The organism is Streptomyces sp. NPDC101234 (assembly GCF_044767525.1).
GTDB classification, from domain to species: Bacteria; Actinomycetota; Actinomycetes; order Streptomycetales; family Streptomycetaceae; genus Streptomyces; species Streptomyces sasae.
Map to the genome: position 1 here is coordinate 1 of NZ_JBIWOA010000027.1, position 15009 is coordinate 15009.

Here is a 15009-nt window from a genome sequence, read left to right on the forward strand (position 1 = left end):
CCTTCCATGAAGAAGGTCAGCGGGACCGCCGCGTGATAGCCGAACGCGCCCGATGCCGGCGCAGTGCCGTACAGCCCCCAACGTGCGGCCAGAACGGCCCGCAGCCGCGGATCGCGGAAACTGCGGCCGACCTGGTCCCGCAACGACCGGAACGTCGACGGGAACAGCCGCTCGACGACGGGCGCACCCGCTTTGCGCAGCCCGGCGGGAAACGATGCGATGACATTGCGCGCGGCCAGCCCGGCCATGGCCCGGCGCGTGGTCCGGAAGAAGCCGTCGATCGCGTCGGACTCGGCAGGGAACCGTTCCTTCAGACGCTCACGGAACCGTTCCTTCGTGGCGGGGACGGCGAACTCGAACCCCGGGAAGTGCAGTGCGTCGTACTCGTCCGGCAGCGGCGAAAGCTGCGCCCGCCCGTCCGTCATGAACCCGAGGAACGGGCCGGCGTTCGCGCTCATGTAATGCAGCCCGGTGCCGAACCGGTATCGCCCGGCGCGGGAGAACTCGTGCGTCATCCCGCCCAGCGTGTAGTGCTGTTCGAGGACGAGAACACGCTTCCCGCCGAACTGCGCGATCGTGCGCGCCGCCGCGAGACCGCCCATACCCGACCCGATCACCACCACGTCGGCTTCCTCGTCCGACACCATCCGCAACCCCCAGTCATCCGTCCTCCGCGGGCTCAGATTGGTCGAACCGGCTTGACGTCGACTGAATGATCACTGAAGGCCGTCCGGAACCGGGGCCCGGTCTCATTCAATTCCCGTCCAGTGCCAAGCCATAGCTTGGCGCCGAACGTGAGGGTGTGGGTGAGGGGGCGGAGCCGTGTCGTTCTCGCTGAATTCGTCCGCCAACCCTCCACGGTCGCCGCGGTCGTACCTCCGGTGTCGGCCGTCATCCGAAGGAGAGGTTGGTCCATGGTGAGCGGGAATCCGACGATCGTGCTCGTGCACGGAGCCTTTGCCGACAGCAGCGGCTTCAACGCCGTCGCCAAGCGGCTTGTCGCCGACGGCCATCCAGTGGTCGCCGCGCCGAATCCGCTTCGAGGGCTCGCCTTCGACGCGGCTCAGGTCAAGGCACTGCTGGACAGCATCGAGGGACCGATCGTGCTGGTCGGGCACTCGTACGGGGGTGCGGTCATCTCCGCCGCCGCCGCGGGAAACGCGAACGTGAAGGCACTGGTCTACCTGGCGGCGTTCGTCCCGGAGACGGGCGAGAGCGCGCAGGCACTGGTCGAGAAGTTCCCGGGCAGCACCGTGGGCGAGTCCCTGAAGCCCGTACCGCTGCCCGACGGACAGGTGGACCTCTACATCGACCCGAAGGTCTTCCATCCCCATTTCGCGGCCGACGTGTCGGCAGAGGAAGCCGCCCTCTACTCGATCACGCAACGCCCGGCCACCGGCGCCGCCCTGGGCGAGCCCGCCACCGGTCCGCAGGCATGGCACGACATCCCGAACTACAACCTGATCAGCGGCGCCGACAGGATCATCCCCCCGGCGACGCAGGAGTTCATGGCCCAGCGCTCCGGCGCGAAGACCCAGGTGGTCGAGGGTGCTTCGCACATGGTGTTCGTCTCCCGGCCGGGCGCGACGGTGGCCCTCATCGAGACGGCCGTGCAGGAGCAGACGCTCCCGCAATAGCACCGCCGGTCACCGCAAGTGCATCGATCCGATGATCCACGGGAGGGAAAATGCACAAGAGCGAAAAGGCCATGAGGTGGGGCCTGCGGATCCACCTCTTCTGGTATGTCGTCGCCAATGTGGCCCAGGTGGTGGTGTGGGCGATTTTCACACCCGACCTCTTCTTCTGGCCCTTGTGGTCGATTCTGGGCTGGGGTATCGGGCTGCTGAGCCATTTCTGGGCCGTTCGCTCGAAGACCCGGTCACTCGTCCGCTCATGACCTGAACCGTCGCAACGAGGACCAGAGGAGGAACATGTCCGAGAAAGTGGTTCCGGGTCGCAACACCGCCGCCGCCGAAGGCGACGTCGTGGTCTTCCACATCGGGCTACGCATCAACCGGCTGCGAGCGTTCTCCAGTTGGTTTCCGGCATTCATGTCGATGCCGCGCATGCTGCGCGAGCTGTCACAGGAAAAGGGCAGCGGTCTCCTCGGCTACAAGGTGCTCTACGGCAGCCTCCGGGACTTCTACGTCGTCCAGTACTGGAGCGACAAGGAACGGCTCCTCGCCTACGCCCACCAGCAGGACAAGGAGCACCGGCCCGCCTGGGCAGAGTTCAACCGGCGGGCACGCGCCGGGAAGGGCCATGTGGGTATCTGGCACGAGACGTTCATCGTCCCGGCAGGCTCCTACGAATCGGTGTACGTCGACATGCCCGCATACGGCCTCGGCGCCGCGACAGGTGTCGTACCGGTCGGCCGGCGCGGCGACACGGCGGCCCAGCGTCTGAAGGCGGCAGAGAGGGAGGCGTGAGATGTGAGCCCATCGGAATCAGCCCCTCCACCGCCATGGCCGGGACGGGAAGTCGGCGCTCACGCTTGACAGCGGATGGCCGTAGGCCGCGGACTGCTCCCTGGGGTACTTGGCCCGGCAGCCGATCGCGGTCGGCCGGTGGGCACGAGGAGGAGTAGGAATAGGCATGATGGCCTCCGGCGCGCCTGTGCGTCTGCAGATCCTCGGTCCGTTGCGGATCTGGCGGGACGGTGTCGAACTGGACGCGGGGCCTCCGCAGCAGGCGTGTCTGCTGGCGGTGCTGCTCGCCAGGGCGGGCAGGCCGGTCAGCACGAGCGAGTTGGTCGACCTGATCTGGGCCGAGGACGTCCCGGCCTCGGCCGTCAACATCCTCCAGAAGTACGTCGGTGCCCTACGGCGGTTGCTGGAACCTGCCCTGCCCCCACGCGGAACCGGCACGTATCTGCAACGCCGCGGCAACGGATACCTCTTCGCCGCCGCCCCCGGCATGCTCGACGTCGTCACCTTCCGGGAACTGGTCCGGACAGCCAGAACCGGCGTAGCGGAGCAGCAGCCGCATGTCGCACTCGACTCCTACGTACAGGCACTGAAACTCTGGCACGGTTCGGCCGGTGACGGAATCGCCCACGGATCGACCGCGATGGCGGTGTTCATCGCTCTGGACGGCGAATTCTTCGACGCCTGCGTCGCGGCCGCCGAGCTCGCGGTGTCGCTGGGTCAGCCCGAGCGCGTACTCCCCTCGCTGTATCTCGCCGCCCGGATGACGCCGCTGCACGAAGCGGTGCAGGCGGCTCTCGTCACCGCCCTGGCCGCAGCCGGCCGGCAGGCGGAGGCGCTGGCGGTGTTCCGGACCGTTCGCGCCCAGCTGGCCGAGGAGTTGGGCATCGATCCCGGCCCGGCGCTGGTGACCGCACAACAGGGCGTACTGGAACAGACACCGGTACCGGGCGAGGAGACGCCGTACGAACGGTCGTCGGCCGCTGCCGGCGCAACCCCGCCCGGCGGCTGCCTGGTGGGCCGGGCCCAGGAGCTCGGGGTGCTGCGGCAGGCCGTGGAGTCGGCGCTGGCCGCAGGCACCGGGTTCGTCCTGGTCGAGGGCGAACCCGGGGTGGGCAAGACCCGCCTGCTTGAAGAGGCCGACGCCGAAGCCCACCGCAGCGGCGCACTCGTCGTCTGGGGCCGCTGTCTGGAGGGAGACGGCACGCCCTCGATGTGGCCCTGGGTGCAGGCCGTCGGCGCGATCCTCGGCGCTCTGCCCGCCACAGCGCGCCGGGAGTGGCACGTCGGCGAACTCGGCCGCCTCCTGGGGCCGCAGGGGCGCGTTCCCACCACGCCGGTACTGCCGGACAGCGGCACCCGGTTCCGCCTGTTCGAGCAGACCGTCGCGCTCGTGGGCCGGGTGTCGGCGGGCCGGCCGGTGGTGCTCGTCGTCGACGACCTCCAGTGGGCCGACGCCGCCTCACTCGATCTGTTCGGCCATCTGGCGGCTCACCTGCCGCGCGGCACGGCCGTGATCGGGGCGCTCCGCGACCGTGCGCCCACGCCCGGCACGGAGTTGGAACGGCTGCTCGCCGCGGCGAGCCGGCTGCCCCGCCACCGCCGGATCCGGCTCGACCCGCTCGACCCGGCCGAAGTGGCCGAACTCGTCCGCCAGGAGACCGGCCGGGACCCCGGCCCCGGCGCCGCCCGCAACATCCACGCCCGCACCGCGGGCAACCCCTTCTTCGTCCGGGAACTGTCCCGCCTCCTCGCCGACCGCAGCGTCCTCACCGAGGCCGCCACCGCACGCGCCGGAGTGCCCGCCACCGTCCGGGACGTGGTTCGCGACCGGATGGCCGGACTGGACGCCGGCACCAGACACCTGTTGCAGATCGCCGCGCTGATCGGCCGGGACGTCGGCCTCGCGCTGCTCGCGCGCGCCGCCGGGCTCTCCATGCCGACCTGCCTCGACCGCCTTGAACCACTGCAGGAACTCGGCCTCCTCGAACCCTCCCCCGGAGATCCGCATGCGTACCGCTTCGCGCACGACCTGGTCCGCGAGTCCGTCGCCGACGCCACACCGCCGCCCCGGGCGATCCAGCTGCACCTGCTCGTCGCGGACGCGCTGGAGCACAGCACGGCCACGGACGACGAGCGCCTCGCCCATCACCTGTGGGCCGCCGGCCCGCTCGCGGACCCGGCCCGCACCGCCACCGCACTGATACGCGCGGGCCGCTGCGCGGCGGGAAAGTCAGCACTCGATGCCGCCGCACGACAGCTGCAGTCCGCCGCGCAGGTGGCGCGCGCGGCGGGTCTGGCGGAGCTGGAACTGTCCGCCCTCTCGCTCTTCACCGCGGTGGACGGGATGCGGGCGGGGTACGTCGGTTCGGCGCTCGAACTGCTGGAGCGGGCCGAGTACCTGGCACGTGGCCTGGGCCGGGAACGGGAGGCCGCCGACTTCCTCTTCTCCCGCTGGGCCGCCCACTCCCAGGGCATCCAACTCGACCGCGCCGGACGACTGGCACGGCGGCTGCTGGACCAGGGCGAGGCATCCGCCGACCCGGTCGTCCGCACCTACGGCCAGTACGCGTGGGGCATCCACCAGTGGGACGTCGGCAACATCGGCGAGGCGTACCGGTACCTGAGCCGGACCAGCTCGAACATGCTCGACGCCCTGGCGCAGGGCCGGGAGGACCAGCTCCGGCGCGACCTGCGGCTGCTCGGGCCCGCCATGCTCGCGCTGATGACCGCGCTGCACGGCGACCTCCCCACAGCACAGGCACTGTTCGACACGATCGAGACCACCGCTGACGACGACCCCTACGTGATCACCGTCTGGGCCGCGTTCGCCTGTACGGCCGCAGCACTGGCCGGTGACGCCGCGCAGGCGCTGCGCACGGCCGAGCGCGGGAGCGCCCTGGACCCCGAGTTCTCGTTCGTCGTCCTCGGCAGCTACCAGCGGCTGGCGCTGTGCTGGGCGCACGCCGTCACCGGCGAGGACCCGGCCGGCGCCGCGGCGGAGGCGCAACGACTGATCACCGTGGCGCTGGCCGACCCACCACGCTCCGGCCTCGCCACCTGGTACGGCCTCCTCGGCGAGATGTGGCTGATGGCCGGCAAGTCGGACGAAGCCGCCGCAGCCCTCGACCGGGCGGACTCGGCCCTCGACACACACGGCCAGCGCTACGCCGAGGGCCTGTTGCTCCTGCTGCGGGCGCGGGTGCTGCAGGCCCGCGGTGCACCCGCCGCCACCGTCCGGGCCACCGCCGAACGAGCCCTGGCACTGTCCACCGAACGCGAGGCCCACCTCTTCGCCCACCGCGCGAAAGAACTGCTGACCTGCATGAAGCCGGGAAACCGGACGACCCGCTCTGCATAGCTCGGGATCGCAGGTCGGCCAACCCGGCAGCCCCTCGCGTCCTTGACAACGGAGCTGTTCCCGACCGGTCTCCCGACAGGCGTCAGTTGAGGACGACGTTGTACGAGGGGACGTAGTGGGCGCAGTGGCCGGCCTTTGTGTAGTCGATCGACCCGGGATACCGCTTGATGTGCTCGAGCACGACCTCGCCCGTGTTCTTGCCGAAGATCCCGTCGACCGCCAGCAAGGTGGTGGCCCAGTGGTAGTTGGAGTACTTCTGGAGCTGCTTGACCCCGTTCTCGGTCTGGGGGCCGAACTCGCCGTCCACCAGGAGGTGCAGGTCCAGGTAGTTGTTCACGAAGAACTGGACGCAGCGGACCGACTCGGCGTTGTTGGCGTACCCGTAGCCGATGTCCGGGATGCCGGGGTCCGCGTGGGCCGTCGTCGTACCGAGTCCCGTCGGGACGACCGCAGCCAGGATCACCGTGGCGCGGCGCAGTGCTCGGGCATGCCTCATCAGGCCTCTTTACGTGTGTGGGTATGCGCGGGCGCCGGGATCCTCTCGGATGGCATGAACCCCCCTGTCGTATCCGTGGGTTGGATCACCATGCCAACCGTCTCCACGGGCTTCCTCCGGTCGCTGCTGCGCCTTCGCCGGATCACTCTGACGCCGGTCTTCACCATGAACCAACCCCGCCCGGGTAACCCCGGGACAAAACCTGCCGGGACGGGTGCTGGACCGATGAGAGGCGGACCGTCGAGCACCGAGTACCGAGCGGCGGCGGCTTCGCCCGTACCCGGGCTTTCACCGCTCGGTCGCTCGGTGGGTTCGGATGTCCGGTGGCCCGTCGGCGGGGTCACACCTCGATGTGGGAGCCCATGATGACCGTGCGGTCGCCGGGGAGGCCGAAGTACTCGGCGGCGTCGGCCGTGATGTAGGACGTGGCGATGAAGAGGCGCTTGCGCCAGGGGGCCATCGTCGGGGCCTTGCCTCGGCGGAGCTCGATCTTCGAGAGGAAGTAGGACGCGTGGTCGAGGTCCAACGGCCCTTCGGTGTCGGCGGGTTCGAGCATCGCCAGGGTGGCGGTCACGTCCGGTGTCTCCATGTAGCCGAAGCGGGCGGTGACATGCACTATCCCGTCGTCGGTGAAGCCGAGGCCGTCCACGGTGAGGCGTTGGTCGGCCGGGACCCGGGGCACCGGCTCGGTCTCGATGGAGAGGATCACGACCTGCTCGTGCCGTACGTGGTTGTGCTCGACGTTGGCCCGCAGGGCGAGCGGCGCGGTCTCCTTGCCGCGGTTGAGGAAGACGGCCGTGCCGGGGACGGTGCGGGTCGGCTCCGCCCCGGTGCGCAGGGCGGCGATGAACTCGGGCAGGGAGCCCTCGTGCCGGGCCCGTTCCCCGGTGACGATGCTGCGGCCGCGCTGCCAGGTCGTCATGACGGTGAACGTGGTCAGGCCGATCAGCAGCGGCAGCCACGCGCCGTGGACCAGCTTGGTCAGGTTGGCCGCCACGAACAGCAGGTCCACGAAGAGCAGCAGGCCGGCACCGATACCGATGAGCCACTTGGGCGTGCCCCACTTCGCACGGGCGACGTAGAAGAACAGCAGGGTGGTGATGGTGATGGTGCCGGTGACCGCCATGCCGAACGCGAAGGCCAGCGCCGCGGAGCTGCGGAAGGCGAAGACCAGGGTGAGGACCGAGACCATCAGCAGCCAGTTGATCCAGGGGACGTAGATCTGGCCGATGGTGGATTCGGAGGTGTGCGCGATCCGCAGCCTCGGGAGGTAGCCGAGCTGGGCGGCCTGGGAGGTCACCGAGTACGCGCCGGTGATCACCGCCTGGGAGGCGATCACCGTGGCCGCCGTCGCGAGCAGGATCATCGGCCACCGGCCCCAGTCGGGCACCAGCAGGAAGAAGGGGCTGCTGATGTTCTTCGGGTCGTCGAGGATCAGCGCGCCCTGGCCCAGGTAGCTCAGGATGCAGGCCGGGAAGACGAGGAACAGCCAGGCGCGGGTGATGGCCCGGCGGCCGAAGTGCCCCATGTCGGCGTAGAGCGCCTCGGCGCCGGTGACCGCGAGCACGACCGCGGCCAGCGAGAAGAAGGCGGTCCCGAAGTGGCCGAACAGGAAGCTCAGGGCGTAACTCGGCCACAGCGCCCGGAGGATGTTCGGGTGCTCGGTGATGCCGACGACACCGCACGCACCGATGGCCAGGAACCAGGCGATCATGACCGGGCCGAACACCCGGCCGACCGCCGCGGTGCCCCGGCGCTGCACCAGGAACAGGATCACGATGATCACCGCGGTGATGGGGACGACCGCACTGTCCAGGGACGGCTCGACGACCTTCAGTCCTTCGACCGCGGAGAGCACCGAGATCGCCGGGGTGATCATGCTGTCGCCGAAGAACAGCGACGCGCCGAAGATGCCCAGCGCGGCGAGGACGGTGGCGGCCCGCTTGCCCCGCTGTGAGGACCAGCGGCGCAGCAGGGTGATGAGCGCCATGATGCCGCCCTCACCGTCGTTGTCTGCGCGCATCGCCAGCAGTACGTAGGTGACCGTCACGATGATCATGACCGACCAGAACACCAGCGACACCACGCCGTAGACGTTCTGCGTGGAGACCGGGACGGGGTGCGGGTCGTCGGGGTCGAACACGGTCTGGAGGGTGTAGATCGGGCTGGTCCCGATGTCGCCGAAGACCACGCCGAGGGCGCCGATCACCACCGCGAGCCGCACCGAGTCGCGCGCCAGCTGTCTGTGGGCCTCCGGGGGCCCCGCCGACGCGGTCTCCTGCCGACTGTCGGCCATGACGAACCTCCTCCTCACGGGCCGTCGTGCGGACGGCCCGGTCCCGTGCATCAGTGCGGACATTACCGATGCAGTGGTCCGATCGCCGGTAGAGGGGGGTGCCGGTTCGCGAAACGTCGGTGCCCCGGGCGGGCCGGCCGGCGTGAGGGAATGCCGACCCGCCCGGGGGTTCTGCGGCAGCCCCTCCGCCGGCGGCCCCAGGGACGGGGCCGGCAGGAAGTCGAGGAGCGCCAGGACGAGAGCCGCGCCGATGGCCGGGACGACGAAGTTCACGCCGCGGGCCTGGAACGTGCCGACCCCGACCACGCCCGGCCGCTGACAGGCCGGCCGGCGAGGGCGAACAGGGCGAACAGGCAGTGCCGCCGGTCCTGTTCCCCGCGGTCACCATGCCCTCACATGTCTTGCATACGGGAGGTCGGGAAGGCCGCCGCGAGGGCCGGGCCGTCGCTCGCCCGGAGGCGGAACAGGGCTGCGACGCGGGGCTAGAGACCGACGTCGCGGCTGCGGATGTCCTCCAGGGACTCCCGGCGGACCAGGAGCCGGGCGTGTCCGTCGCGCACGGCGACGACGGGCGGGCGGCCGACCAGGTTGTACCCGGAGGCCATGGACAGGTGGTACGCACCGGCGACGGGGACGGCGAGCAGGTCTCCGGGATGTACGTCCGCGGGGAGTTCGACGTCCGCGGCGAGTACGTCGCCGGCCTCGCAGTGCCGGCCGACGACGGTGACGGGAGCCCGGTCCGCGGTGGTGCGGCGGCCGACGAGACGGGGCGCGTAGCGGACTCCGTACAGGGCGGGCCGCGGGTTGTCACTCATGCCGCCGTCTACGGCGACGTACGTGTGCGAGCCGGTGCGTTTGACGGCGAGCACGCGGTACAGCGCGATGCCCGCAGGTCCGGCGATGGCCCGCCCCGGTTCGATGATCAGACGGGGCACGGGCAGCCCGGCCGCCGCGCACGCCTCGGCCAGCTCGGTACGGACCTTGCGGGCCAGGGTGGTCAGGTCCAGGGCCTGCTCACCCGGGCGGTAGGCGATGCCGTGTCCGCCGCCGAGATCGAGCTCGGGCAGGACGAGACCGTGCTGCTCGTGCAGCCGGGCCAGCAGCCCCACGATGCGCCGCACGGCGGCCGGATACGGCTTGACGCTGGTGATCTGGGAACCCAAGTGGCAGTGCAGGCCCGTGAGTTCGAGCTGTGGCTGGTCGAGTATCCGGGCGATGGCGTGCTGGGCGTACCCGTCGGAGATGCTGAGGCCGAACTTCTGGTCCTCGGTGCCGGTCCTGATCTTCTCGTGGCCGCCCGCGCTGATCCCCGGCACCACCCGGACCATGACCTTCTGGTGGCCGTGCGGGCCGACGGCGGCGGCCAGCCGGGCGATCTCCGACGGACTGTCGATGACGATACGGCCCACGCCCAGCCGCAGCGCCGACTCCAGGTCGCGCGGGGACTTGGCGTTGCCGTGCAGCACGATCCGCTCGGCGGGGAAGCCCGTGGTGACGGCCAGCTCCAGTTCGCCGGCCGAGCAGACGTCGAGCCCGAGGCCCTCCTCCTGCATCCAGTGGATCATCGCGCGGCACAGGAACGCCTTGGCCGCGTAGAGGACTTCGGCGTCGGGGAAGGCGTGCCGGTAGGTGCGGCAGCGGTCGCGGACCTCGGCCTCGTCGAGGACGTAGACAGGGGTGCCGAAGCGGTCGGCGACCTCGGCGAGCGGGACCCCGCCCACCGCCAGGTCACCCGGGCGGGGCTCGGCGGTGGACGCGGGCCAGACCGAGAGGTCACCGGCGAGGGTGGTGACGGCGGTGTCGTGAACAGTGGTCATCGTGCCCCCTCTCAGGCGACGCGCAGGGCGAGCGCGGGAACGACGGGGTGCACCGGCCGGGCGGCCCGTGCCGTGAACTGGGGATCCACCGTGACGGTGGCGATTCCGAGCGGTGCGGTCAGCGCGCGCAGCGCGGGCTCGGCGAGCCTGATCCACGCCTGCCCGGGGCCGAGCGTCGCGATCAGCCGCTTCTCGGAGGTGAAGCCGACCGCCGTACGGTCGCCGAGAGGGGTGCGGAAGACACGCGTCACACACTCCGAGGGTCCCGACCGGACGGGGACGAACAGAGGTCCGGCCGGGAACCGTTCAGAGGGTTCCGGGTCCTCGCCGCACAGGATGTCTTGCATGGGTTACCTCCGGAGACCGGGACCCGAGCGAGTTCGGGTGGGGTCGGGTCGAGTGGCTTGACGGCCCCGGACGCGAGGAGGCGGAACGGGGCTCACCGATGACGCTATGCCCGCCCGGCGTGGTGGTCCGCCCGCTCATGACGCGACGCTGACGGGCATCGGGCGAACGCTGACGCGGCGCTGACACCAGCGCCGATCCGGCTTCGCGGGCGCCGTCAGAATCGCGCCAAAGACTGGCCGGCGGGCTGTTCGAGAGCCTCGGCGCGGAGGTGAGATGGACGTGGTTTCCATGAGGTTCGCCGACGCGGGACCGCCCGTCGGCGTGTGAGGACGGGTCCGCCCGTCGGCGTGTGAAGAACGGTGAAGCGATGTCCGAGTCCGACGCACTCTCAACCGCTCGACGAGTCCTGGTCGGAGTGAGCGGTTCACCGGGAAGTCTGGCCGCCCTGTGTCTGGCCGCTGGCGAGGCCCGGCGCCGGGGTGCCGAGCTGTGGCCGGTGCTGGCCTGGGAGCCGCCCGGCGGGGATCCCCTCGCCCGCCGCTCACCGGCCGCGTCCCATCTGATCCCGGAGTGGGAGAGGCTGGCACGGGAACGGCTGCTCGCGGCGCTGTGCGGCGTCTTCGGCAGCGCCGACACGGGACGTGCGGGGCAGGCTCTCGTCGCCCGGGGTGCCCCGGGTCGGGCGCTGGTCGAGATCGCCGACCGCGACGACGATCTCCTCGTCGTCGGCACCGGGCGCCGTGGTCTGCTGCGCCGCGCGCTGCGGCCGTCGGTCGGCCGCTACTGCCTCGCGCACGCCACCTGTTCCGTCCTCGCCGTGCCGCCGTCGCCGCTGGAGGCCGCGCTGGCCGCCGCGCACCGCCGGAACACCTGGCGGCTGCGGCTGGACACCCGTGACCTGGAGAAGGAGTTCGAGACCGTGCCGCCTGAGAGCTGACGACCTCCTGAGATCCGACATCCTCAGGAGATCCGACGTCCTCGGGCCCGCCGGTCAGGAGGTGGCCGCGGCCGGCAGGTCCGGCTGCTCCGTCCGGCGCTGCGGTGCCGTCGGCACGCTGAGCACCATCGTGAGACCGCCGCCGGGGGTGTCCTCGGCGCTCAGGGTGCCGCCCACGGCCTCCGCGAAGCCGCGGGCGACCGCGAGGCCGAGGCCGACCCCGTTGCCGCGCGGCGAGTCGCCGTAGCGCTGGAAGGGCTCGAAGATGCGGTCCTTGGCGTCGTCGGGGACGCCGGGTCCACGGTCCACGACCCGCACCTCGACCCGGTCCGCGATGGCGCTGGCCGAGACCAGGACCCTCTCCCCCGGCGGGCTGTACTTGACCGCGTTCTCGACGACGTTGGCGACGGCCCGTTCCAGCAGCCCCCGGTCCACGCGCACCATGGGCAGCGTCTCCGGGATGTCCAGCTCCACGCTGTCCTCGGGCACCCCGCCGAGCGCCATCGGGACGACCTCGTCGAGGTCGGTCTCGCGGAGCATCGGCGTGACGGTACCGGTGTGGAGCCGGGACATGTCGAGGAGGTTGCCGACGAGATGGTCGAGCCGGTCCGCACCCTCCTCTATGGCCTCCAGCAGCTCCGCCCGGTCCTCCTCGGACCACTCCACGTCGTCCGAACGCAGCGAGGTGACCGCCGCCTTGATCCCGGCCAACGGGGTGCGCAGGTCGTGGCTCACGGCGGCCAGCAACGCGGTGCGGATCCGGTTGCCCTCGGCCAGCTCCCTGGCCCGGCCGGCCTCCTGCTGGAGCCGCTGCCGGTCCAGTACGACGGCGGCCTGGGCGGCGAACGCGGCGAGCACCCGGCGGTCGGCGGCCGGCAGCACCCGTCCCGACAGCGCCAGGGACATGTGGTCGCCGACCGGCACGTCGACATCGGCGTCGTCGGGGTCCTGGCAGGGGCAAGGGCCCACGCTGCCCGCGCAGGTCCACGGATCCGTCTCGCCGGCCCGCTCCAGCAGAGCGGCCGACTCCATGCCGAAGGTCTCCCGGACCCGCTCCAGCAGCTCCTCCAGACTGGTCTCGCCGCGCAGGACGTTGCCCGCGAGGAAGGACAGGATCTCGGACTCGGCGCGCAGCCGGGCCGCCTGGTGGGTGCGCCGGGCGGCGAGGTCCACCACCGAGGCCACGGACACGGCGACGCCGACGAAGATGGCTATGGCGACGATGTTCTTCGGGTCGGCGATCGTCAGGGTGTGGACGGGCGGGGTGAAGTACCAGTTGAGCAGTAGGGAGCCCACGACCGCGGACGCCAGCGCCGGGGCGAGCCCGCCCACCAGGGCCGCCGCCACCGTCAGGGTGAGGTACAGCAGCATGTCGTTGGCGAGGCCGACGCTCGGGGTGGCGCCGGTGAGCAGCCAGGTCAGCAGGACCGGACCGAGCACACCGACGAGCCAGCCCCGGACGACACGGTTCCGCCCGAGACGCGCTCCGCGCGCCACCGGCAGTCCGCGGCCCTTGCCCGCCTCGTCGTGCGTGATCAGGTGGACGTCCAGATCCGGACCCGACTCCCGGGCGACCGTGGCGCCGACGCCCGGCCCGAAGACGTACTGCCAGCTGCGGCGCCGGGAGACGCCGAGGACGATCTGGGTGGCGTTCACCCCGCGTGCGAAGTCCAGCAGCGCGACGGAGACATCGTCGCCGACGACCTGGTGGAAGGTACCGCCGAGATCCTCCACCAGCGTGCGCTGGACGGCGAGTTCCTTCGGGGAGGCGGAGGTCAGTCCGTCGCTGCGCGATATGTAGACGGCCAGCACCTCACCGCCGGCGCCCTTCTCGGCCAGCCGCGCCGCCCGGCGGATGAGGGTGCTTCCCTCGGGACCGCCGGTCAGACCGACCACGATCCGCTCCCGCGAGCCCCAGATCGCCGAGACGTGGTGCGCGCTGCGGTACTCGGTCAGATACGCGTCCACCCGGTCGGCCACCCAGAGCAGGGCGAGTTCGCGCAGGGCGGTGAGGTTGCCGGGCCGGAAGTAGTTGGACAGGGCCGCGTCGACCTTGTCGGGCTGGTAGATGTTGCCGTGCGCCATACGACGGCGCAGGGCCTCCGGGGACATGTCGACGAGCTCGATCTGGTCCGCGCGCCGGACGACCTCGTCCGGGACGGTCTCGCGCTGTCGCACTCCGGTGATGGACTCCACGACGTCGCCGAGGGACTCCAGGTGCTGGATGTTGACGGTCGAGACGACGTCGATGCCGGCCGCGAGCAACTCCTCCACGTCCTGCCAGCGCTTGGCGTTGCGGGAGCCGGGAATGTTCGTGTGGGCGAGCTCGTCCACGAGGGCGACGGCGGGAGCGCGCCGCAGGACGGCGTCCACGTCCATCTCGGTGAAGGTGCTGTCGCGGTACTCGATCTCCCTGCGCGGGATCTCCTCCAGGCCGTGCAGCATCACTTCGGTGCGCGGCCGGTGGTGGTGTTCCACGAACGCGACGACGCAGTCGGTACCCCGTTCCACCCTGCGGTGGGCCTCGGAGAGCATGGCGTAGGTCTTGCCGACGCCGGGTGCGGCGCCGAGGTAGATCCGGAGCTTTCCGCGTGCCATGTCATCCTTCGAAGCGGTAGCCCATGCCGGGCTCGGTGATCAGATAACGGGGGTGGGCGGGGTCCGGCTCCAGCTTGCGGCGCAACTGGGCCATGTATACCCGCAGGTAGTTGGTCTTGTTGCTCTGTGAAACGCCCCAGACCTCCTGCAGGAGGTACTTCTGCGTGATCAGCCGGCCCGGGTTGGTCACCAGGATCTCCAGCAGATGCCATTCGGTCGGGGTCAGCCGTACGTCCCGTCCGCCCCGTACGGCCTTCTTGGCGAGCAGGTCGATGTTGAATTCCCCGGTCTCGACCAGTGTCGTCTCCGGAACCAGCGGAGCGTCCTCGGTACGACGGACGGCCGCGCGCAGCCGGGCGAGGAGTTCGTCCATGCTGAACGGCTTGGTGATGTAGTCGTCGGCGCCCGCGTCGAGCGCGGCGACCTTCTCGTCGGACGCCTGACGGGCGGACAGGACGAGGACCGGCACCCGGGTCCAGCCGCGCAGCGCCTTGATGACGTCGATGCCGTCCATGTCGGGCAGACCGAGGTCGAGCATCACCACATCGGGCTGGCGGGCAGCGGCGAGCCGCAGGGCGGTGGCGCCGTCCGGGGCGGCGTCGACGCCGTACTTGCGTGCCTGCAGGTTGATGACGAGGGCCCGTACGAGCTGCGGGTCGTCCTCCACCACGAGCACCCGGGTCATGGGTGTGTGCCCTTCCTTTCGTACGTCGGGCCGACGGGCGCCGAG

Annotated in this window: 12 protein-coding genes; 5 read left to right on the forward strand and 7 right to left on the reverse strand. The window is 70.9% G+C overall.

Going from position 1 to position 15009, the window contains the following annotated elements:
* Positions 1–647 (reverse strand): phytoene desaturase family protein (locus tag ACIRR9_RS38135; RefSeq protein WP_403761824.1); only part of this gene is annotated, 647 nt, incomplete at its 3' end.
* A 267-nt stretch (positions 648–914) separates the two neighbouring features.
* Here ACIRR9_RS38135 and ACIRR9_RS38140 point away from each other — a divergent pair.
* The 4 genes from ACIRR9_RS38140 to ACIRR9_RS38155 all read left to right on the forward strand — a co-directional run bounded on the left by ACIRR9_RS38140 (position 915) and on the right by ACIRR9_RS38155 (position 5787).
* The gene (locus ACIRR9_RS38140) at positions 915–1637 is read left to right on the forward strand and encodes an alpha/beta fold hydrolase (RefSeq protein WP_403761826.1); all 723 of its coding nucleotides are present in this window, start codon (positions 915–917) and stop codon (positions 1635–1637) included.
* A gap of 50 nt (positions 1638–1687) precedes the next feature.
* On the forward strand, positions 1688–1897 hold the full coding sequence (locus ACIRR9_RS38145) for a 2TM domain-containing protein (RefSeq protein ID WP_403761829.1): 210 nt from the start codon (positions 1688–1690) through the stop codon (positions 1895–1897).
* A 34-nt stretch (positions 1898–1931) separates the two neighbouring features.
* Positions 1932–2429: a DUF4188 domain-containing protein gene (locus ACIRR9_RS38150; protein ID WP_403761832.1), complete on the forward strand. Its 498-nt coding sequence runs from the start codon at positions 1932–1934 to the stop codon at positions 2427–2429.
* A gap of 166 nt (positions 2430–2595) precedes the next feature.
* Positions 2596–5787 (forward strand): ATP-binding protein, encoded by a 3192-nt coding sequence (locus ACIRR9_RS38155; protein WP_403761835.1) that lies wholly within the window; start codon positions 2596–2598, stop codon positions 5785–5787.
* Between the two features lie 82 nt (positions 5788–5869).
* Here the strand turns inward: ACIRR9_RS38155 and ACIRR9_RS38160 are convergent, their stop codons facing one another.
* The 4 genes from ACIRR9_RS38160 to ACIRR9_RS38175 all read right to left on the reverse strand — a co-directional run bounded on the left by ACIRR9_RS38160 (position 5870) and on the right by ACIRR9_RS38175 (position 10743).
* Positions 5870–6283: a peptidoglycan-binding protein gene (locus ACIRR9_RS38160; protein WP_403761838.1), complete on the reverse strand. Its 414-nt coding sequence runs from the start codon at positions 6281–6283 to the stop codon at positions 5870–5872.
* Positions 6284–6623: 340 nt separating this feature from the next.
* Positions 6624–8579, reverse strand: coding sequence for a potassium transporter Kup (locus tag ACIRR9_RS38165; protein ID WP_403761841.1), 1956 nt, complete (start codon positions 8577–8579; stop codon positions 6624–6626).
* Between the two features lie 482 nt (positions 8580–9061).
* A complete protein-coding gene (lysA, locus tag ACIRR9_RS38170; protein WP_403761844.1) occupies positions 9062–10396 on the reverse strand; it encodes a diaminopimelate decarboxylase in 1335 nt (444 codons plus the stop codon).
* A gap of 11 nt (positions 10397–10407) precedes the next feature.
* Positions 10408–10743: an SAV_915 family protein gene (locus tag ACIRR9_RS38175; protein WP_403761847.1), complete on the reverse strand. Its 336-nt coding sequence runs from the start codon at positions 10741–10743 to the stop codon at positions 10408–10410.
* A gap of 368 nt (positions 10744–11111) precedes the next feature.
* Between ACIRR9_RS38175 and ACIRR9_RS38180 the strand changes: the two genes are divergently transcribed.
* Positions 11112–11681, forward strand: coding sequence for a universal stress protein (locus tag ACIRR9_RS38180; RefSeq protein WP_403761850.1), 570 nt, complete (start codon positions 11112–11114; stop codon positions 11679–11681).
* Between the two features lie 54 nt (positions 11682–11735).
* Here ACIRR9_RS38180 and ACIRR9_RS38185 read toward each other — a convergent pair whose 3' ends face one another.
* On the reverse strand, positions 11736–14279 hold the full coding sequence (locus tag ACIRR9_RS38185) for an ATP-binding protein (RefSeq protein WP_403761853.1): 2544 nt from the start codon (positions 14277–14279) through the stop codon (positions 11736–11738).
* 1 nt (position 14280) lies between these two features.
* Positions 14281–14964 carry a response regulator gene (locus ACIRR9_RS38190; protein WP_403761857.1) on the reverse strand — a complete coding sequence of 228 codons (684 nt, stop codon included), beginning with the start codon at positions 14962–14964 and terminating at the stop codon, positions 14281–14283.
* Between the last annotated feature and the right edge of the window lie 45 nt (positions 14965–15009).

Excerpts from the sequence above, each read along its gene's own strand:
- ACIRR9_RS38160 (WP_403761838.1), bottom strand. The coding sequence starts at position 6,283 with ATGAGGCATGCCCGAGCACTGCGCCGCGCCACGGTGATCCTGGCTGCG.
- ACIRR9_RS38140 (WP_403761826.1), top strand. The coding sequence starts at position 915 with ATGGTGAGCGGGAATCCGACGATCGTGCTCGTGCACGGAGCCTTTGCC.
- ACIRR9_RS38175 (WP_403761847.1), bottom strand. The coding sequence starts at position 10,743 with ATGCAAGACATCCTGTGCGGCGAGGACCCGGAACCCTCTGAACGGTTC.
- ACIRR9_RS38180 (WP_403761850.1), top strand. The coding sequence starts at position 11,112 with ATGTCCGAGTCCGACGCACTCTCAACCGCTCGACGAGTCCTGGTCGGA.
- ACIRR9_RS38190 (WP_403761857.1), bottom strand. The coding sequence starts at position 14,964 with ATGACCCGGGTGCTCGTGGTGGAGGACGACCCGCAGCTCGTACGGGCC.
- ACIRR9_RS38185 (WP_403761853.1), bottom strand. The coding sequence starts at position 14,279 with ATGGCACGCGGAAAGCTCCGGATCTACCTCGGCGCCGCACCCGGCGTC.
- ACIRR9_RS38155 (WP_403761835.1), top strand. The coding sequence starts at position 2,596 with ATGATGGCCTCCGGCGCGCCTGTGCGTCTGCAGATCCTCGGTCCGTTG.
- ACIRR9_RS38145 (WP_403761829.1), top strand. The coding sequence starts at position 1,688 with ATGCACAAGAGCGAAAAGGCCATGAGGTGGGGCCTGCGGATCCACCTC.
- lysA (WP_403761844.1), bottom strand. The coding sequence starts at position 10,396 with ATGACCACTGTTCACGACACCGCCGTCACCACCCTCGCCGGTGACCTC.
- ACIRR9_RS38150 (WP_403761832.1), top strand. The coding sequence starts at position 1,932 with ATGTCCGAGAAAGTGGTTCCGGGTCGCAACACCGCCGCCGCCGAAGGC.
- ACIRR9_RS38165 (WP_403761841.1), bottom strand. The coding sequence starts at position 8,579 with ATGGCCGACAGTCGGCAGGAGACCGCGTCGGCGGGGCCCCCGGAGGCC.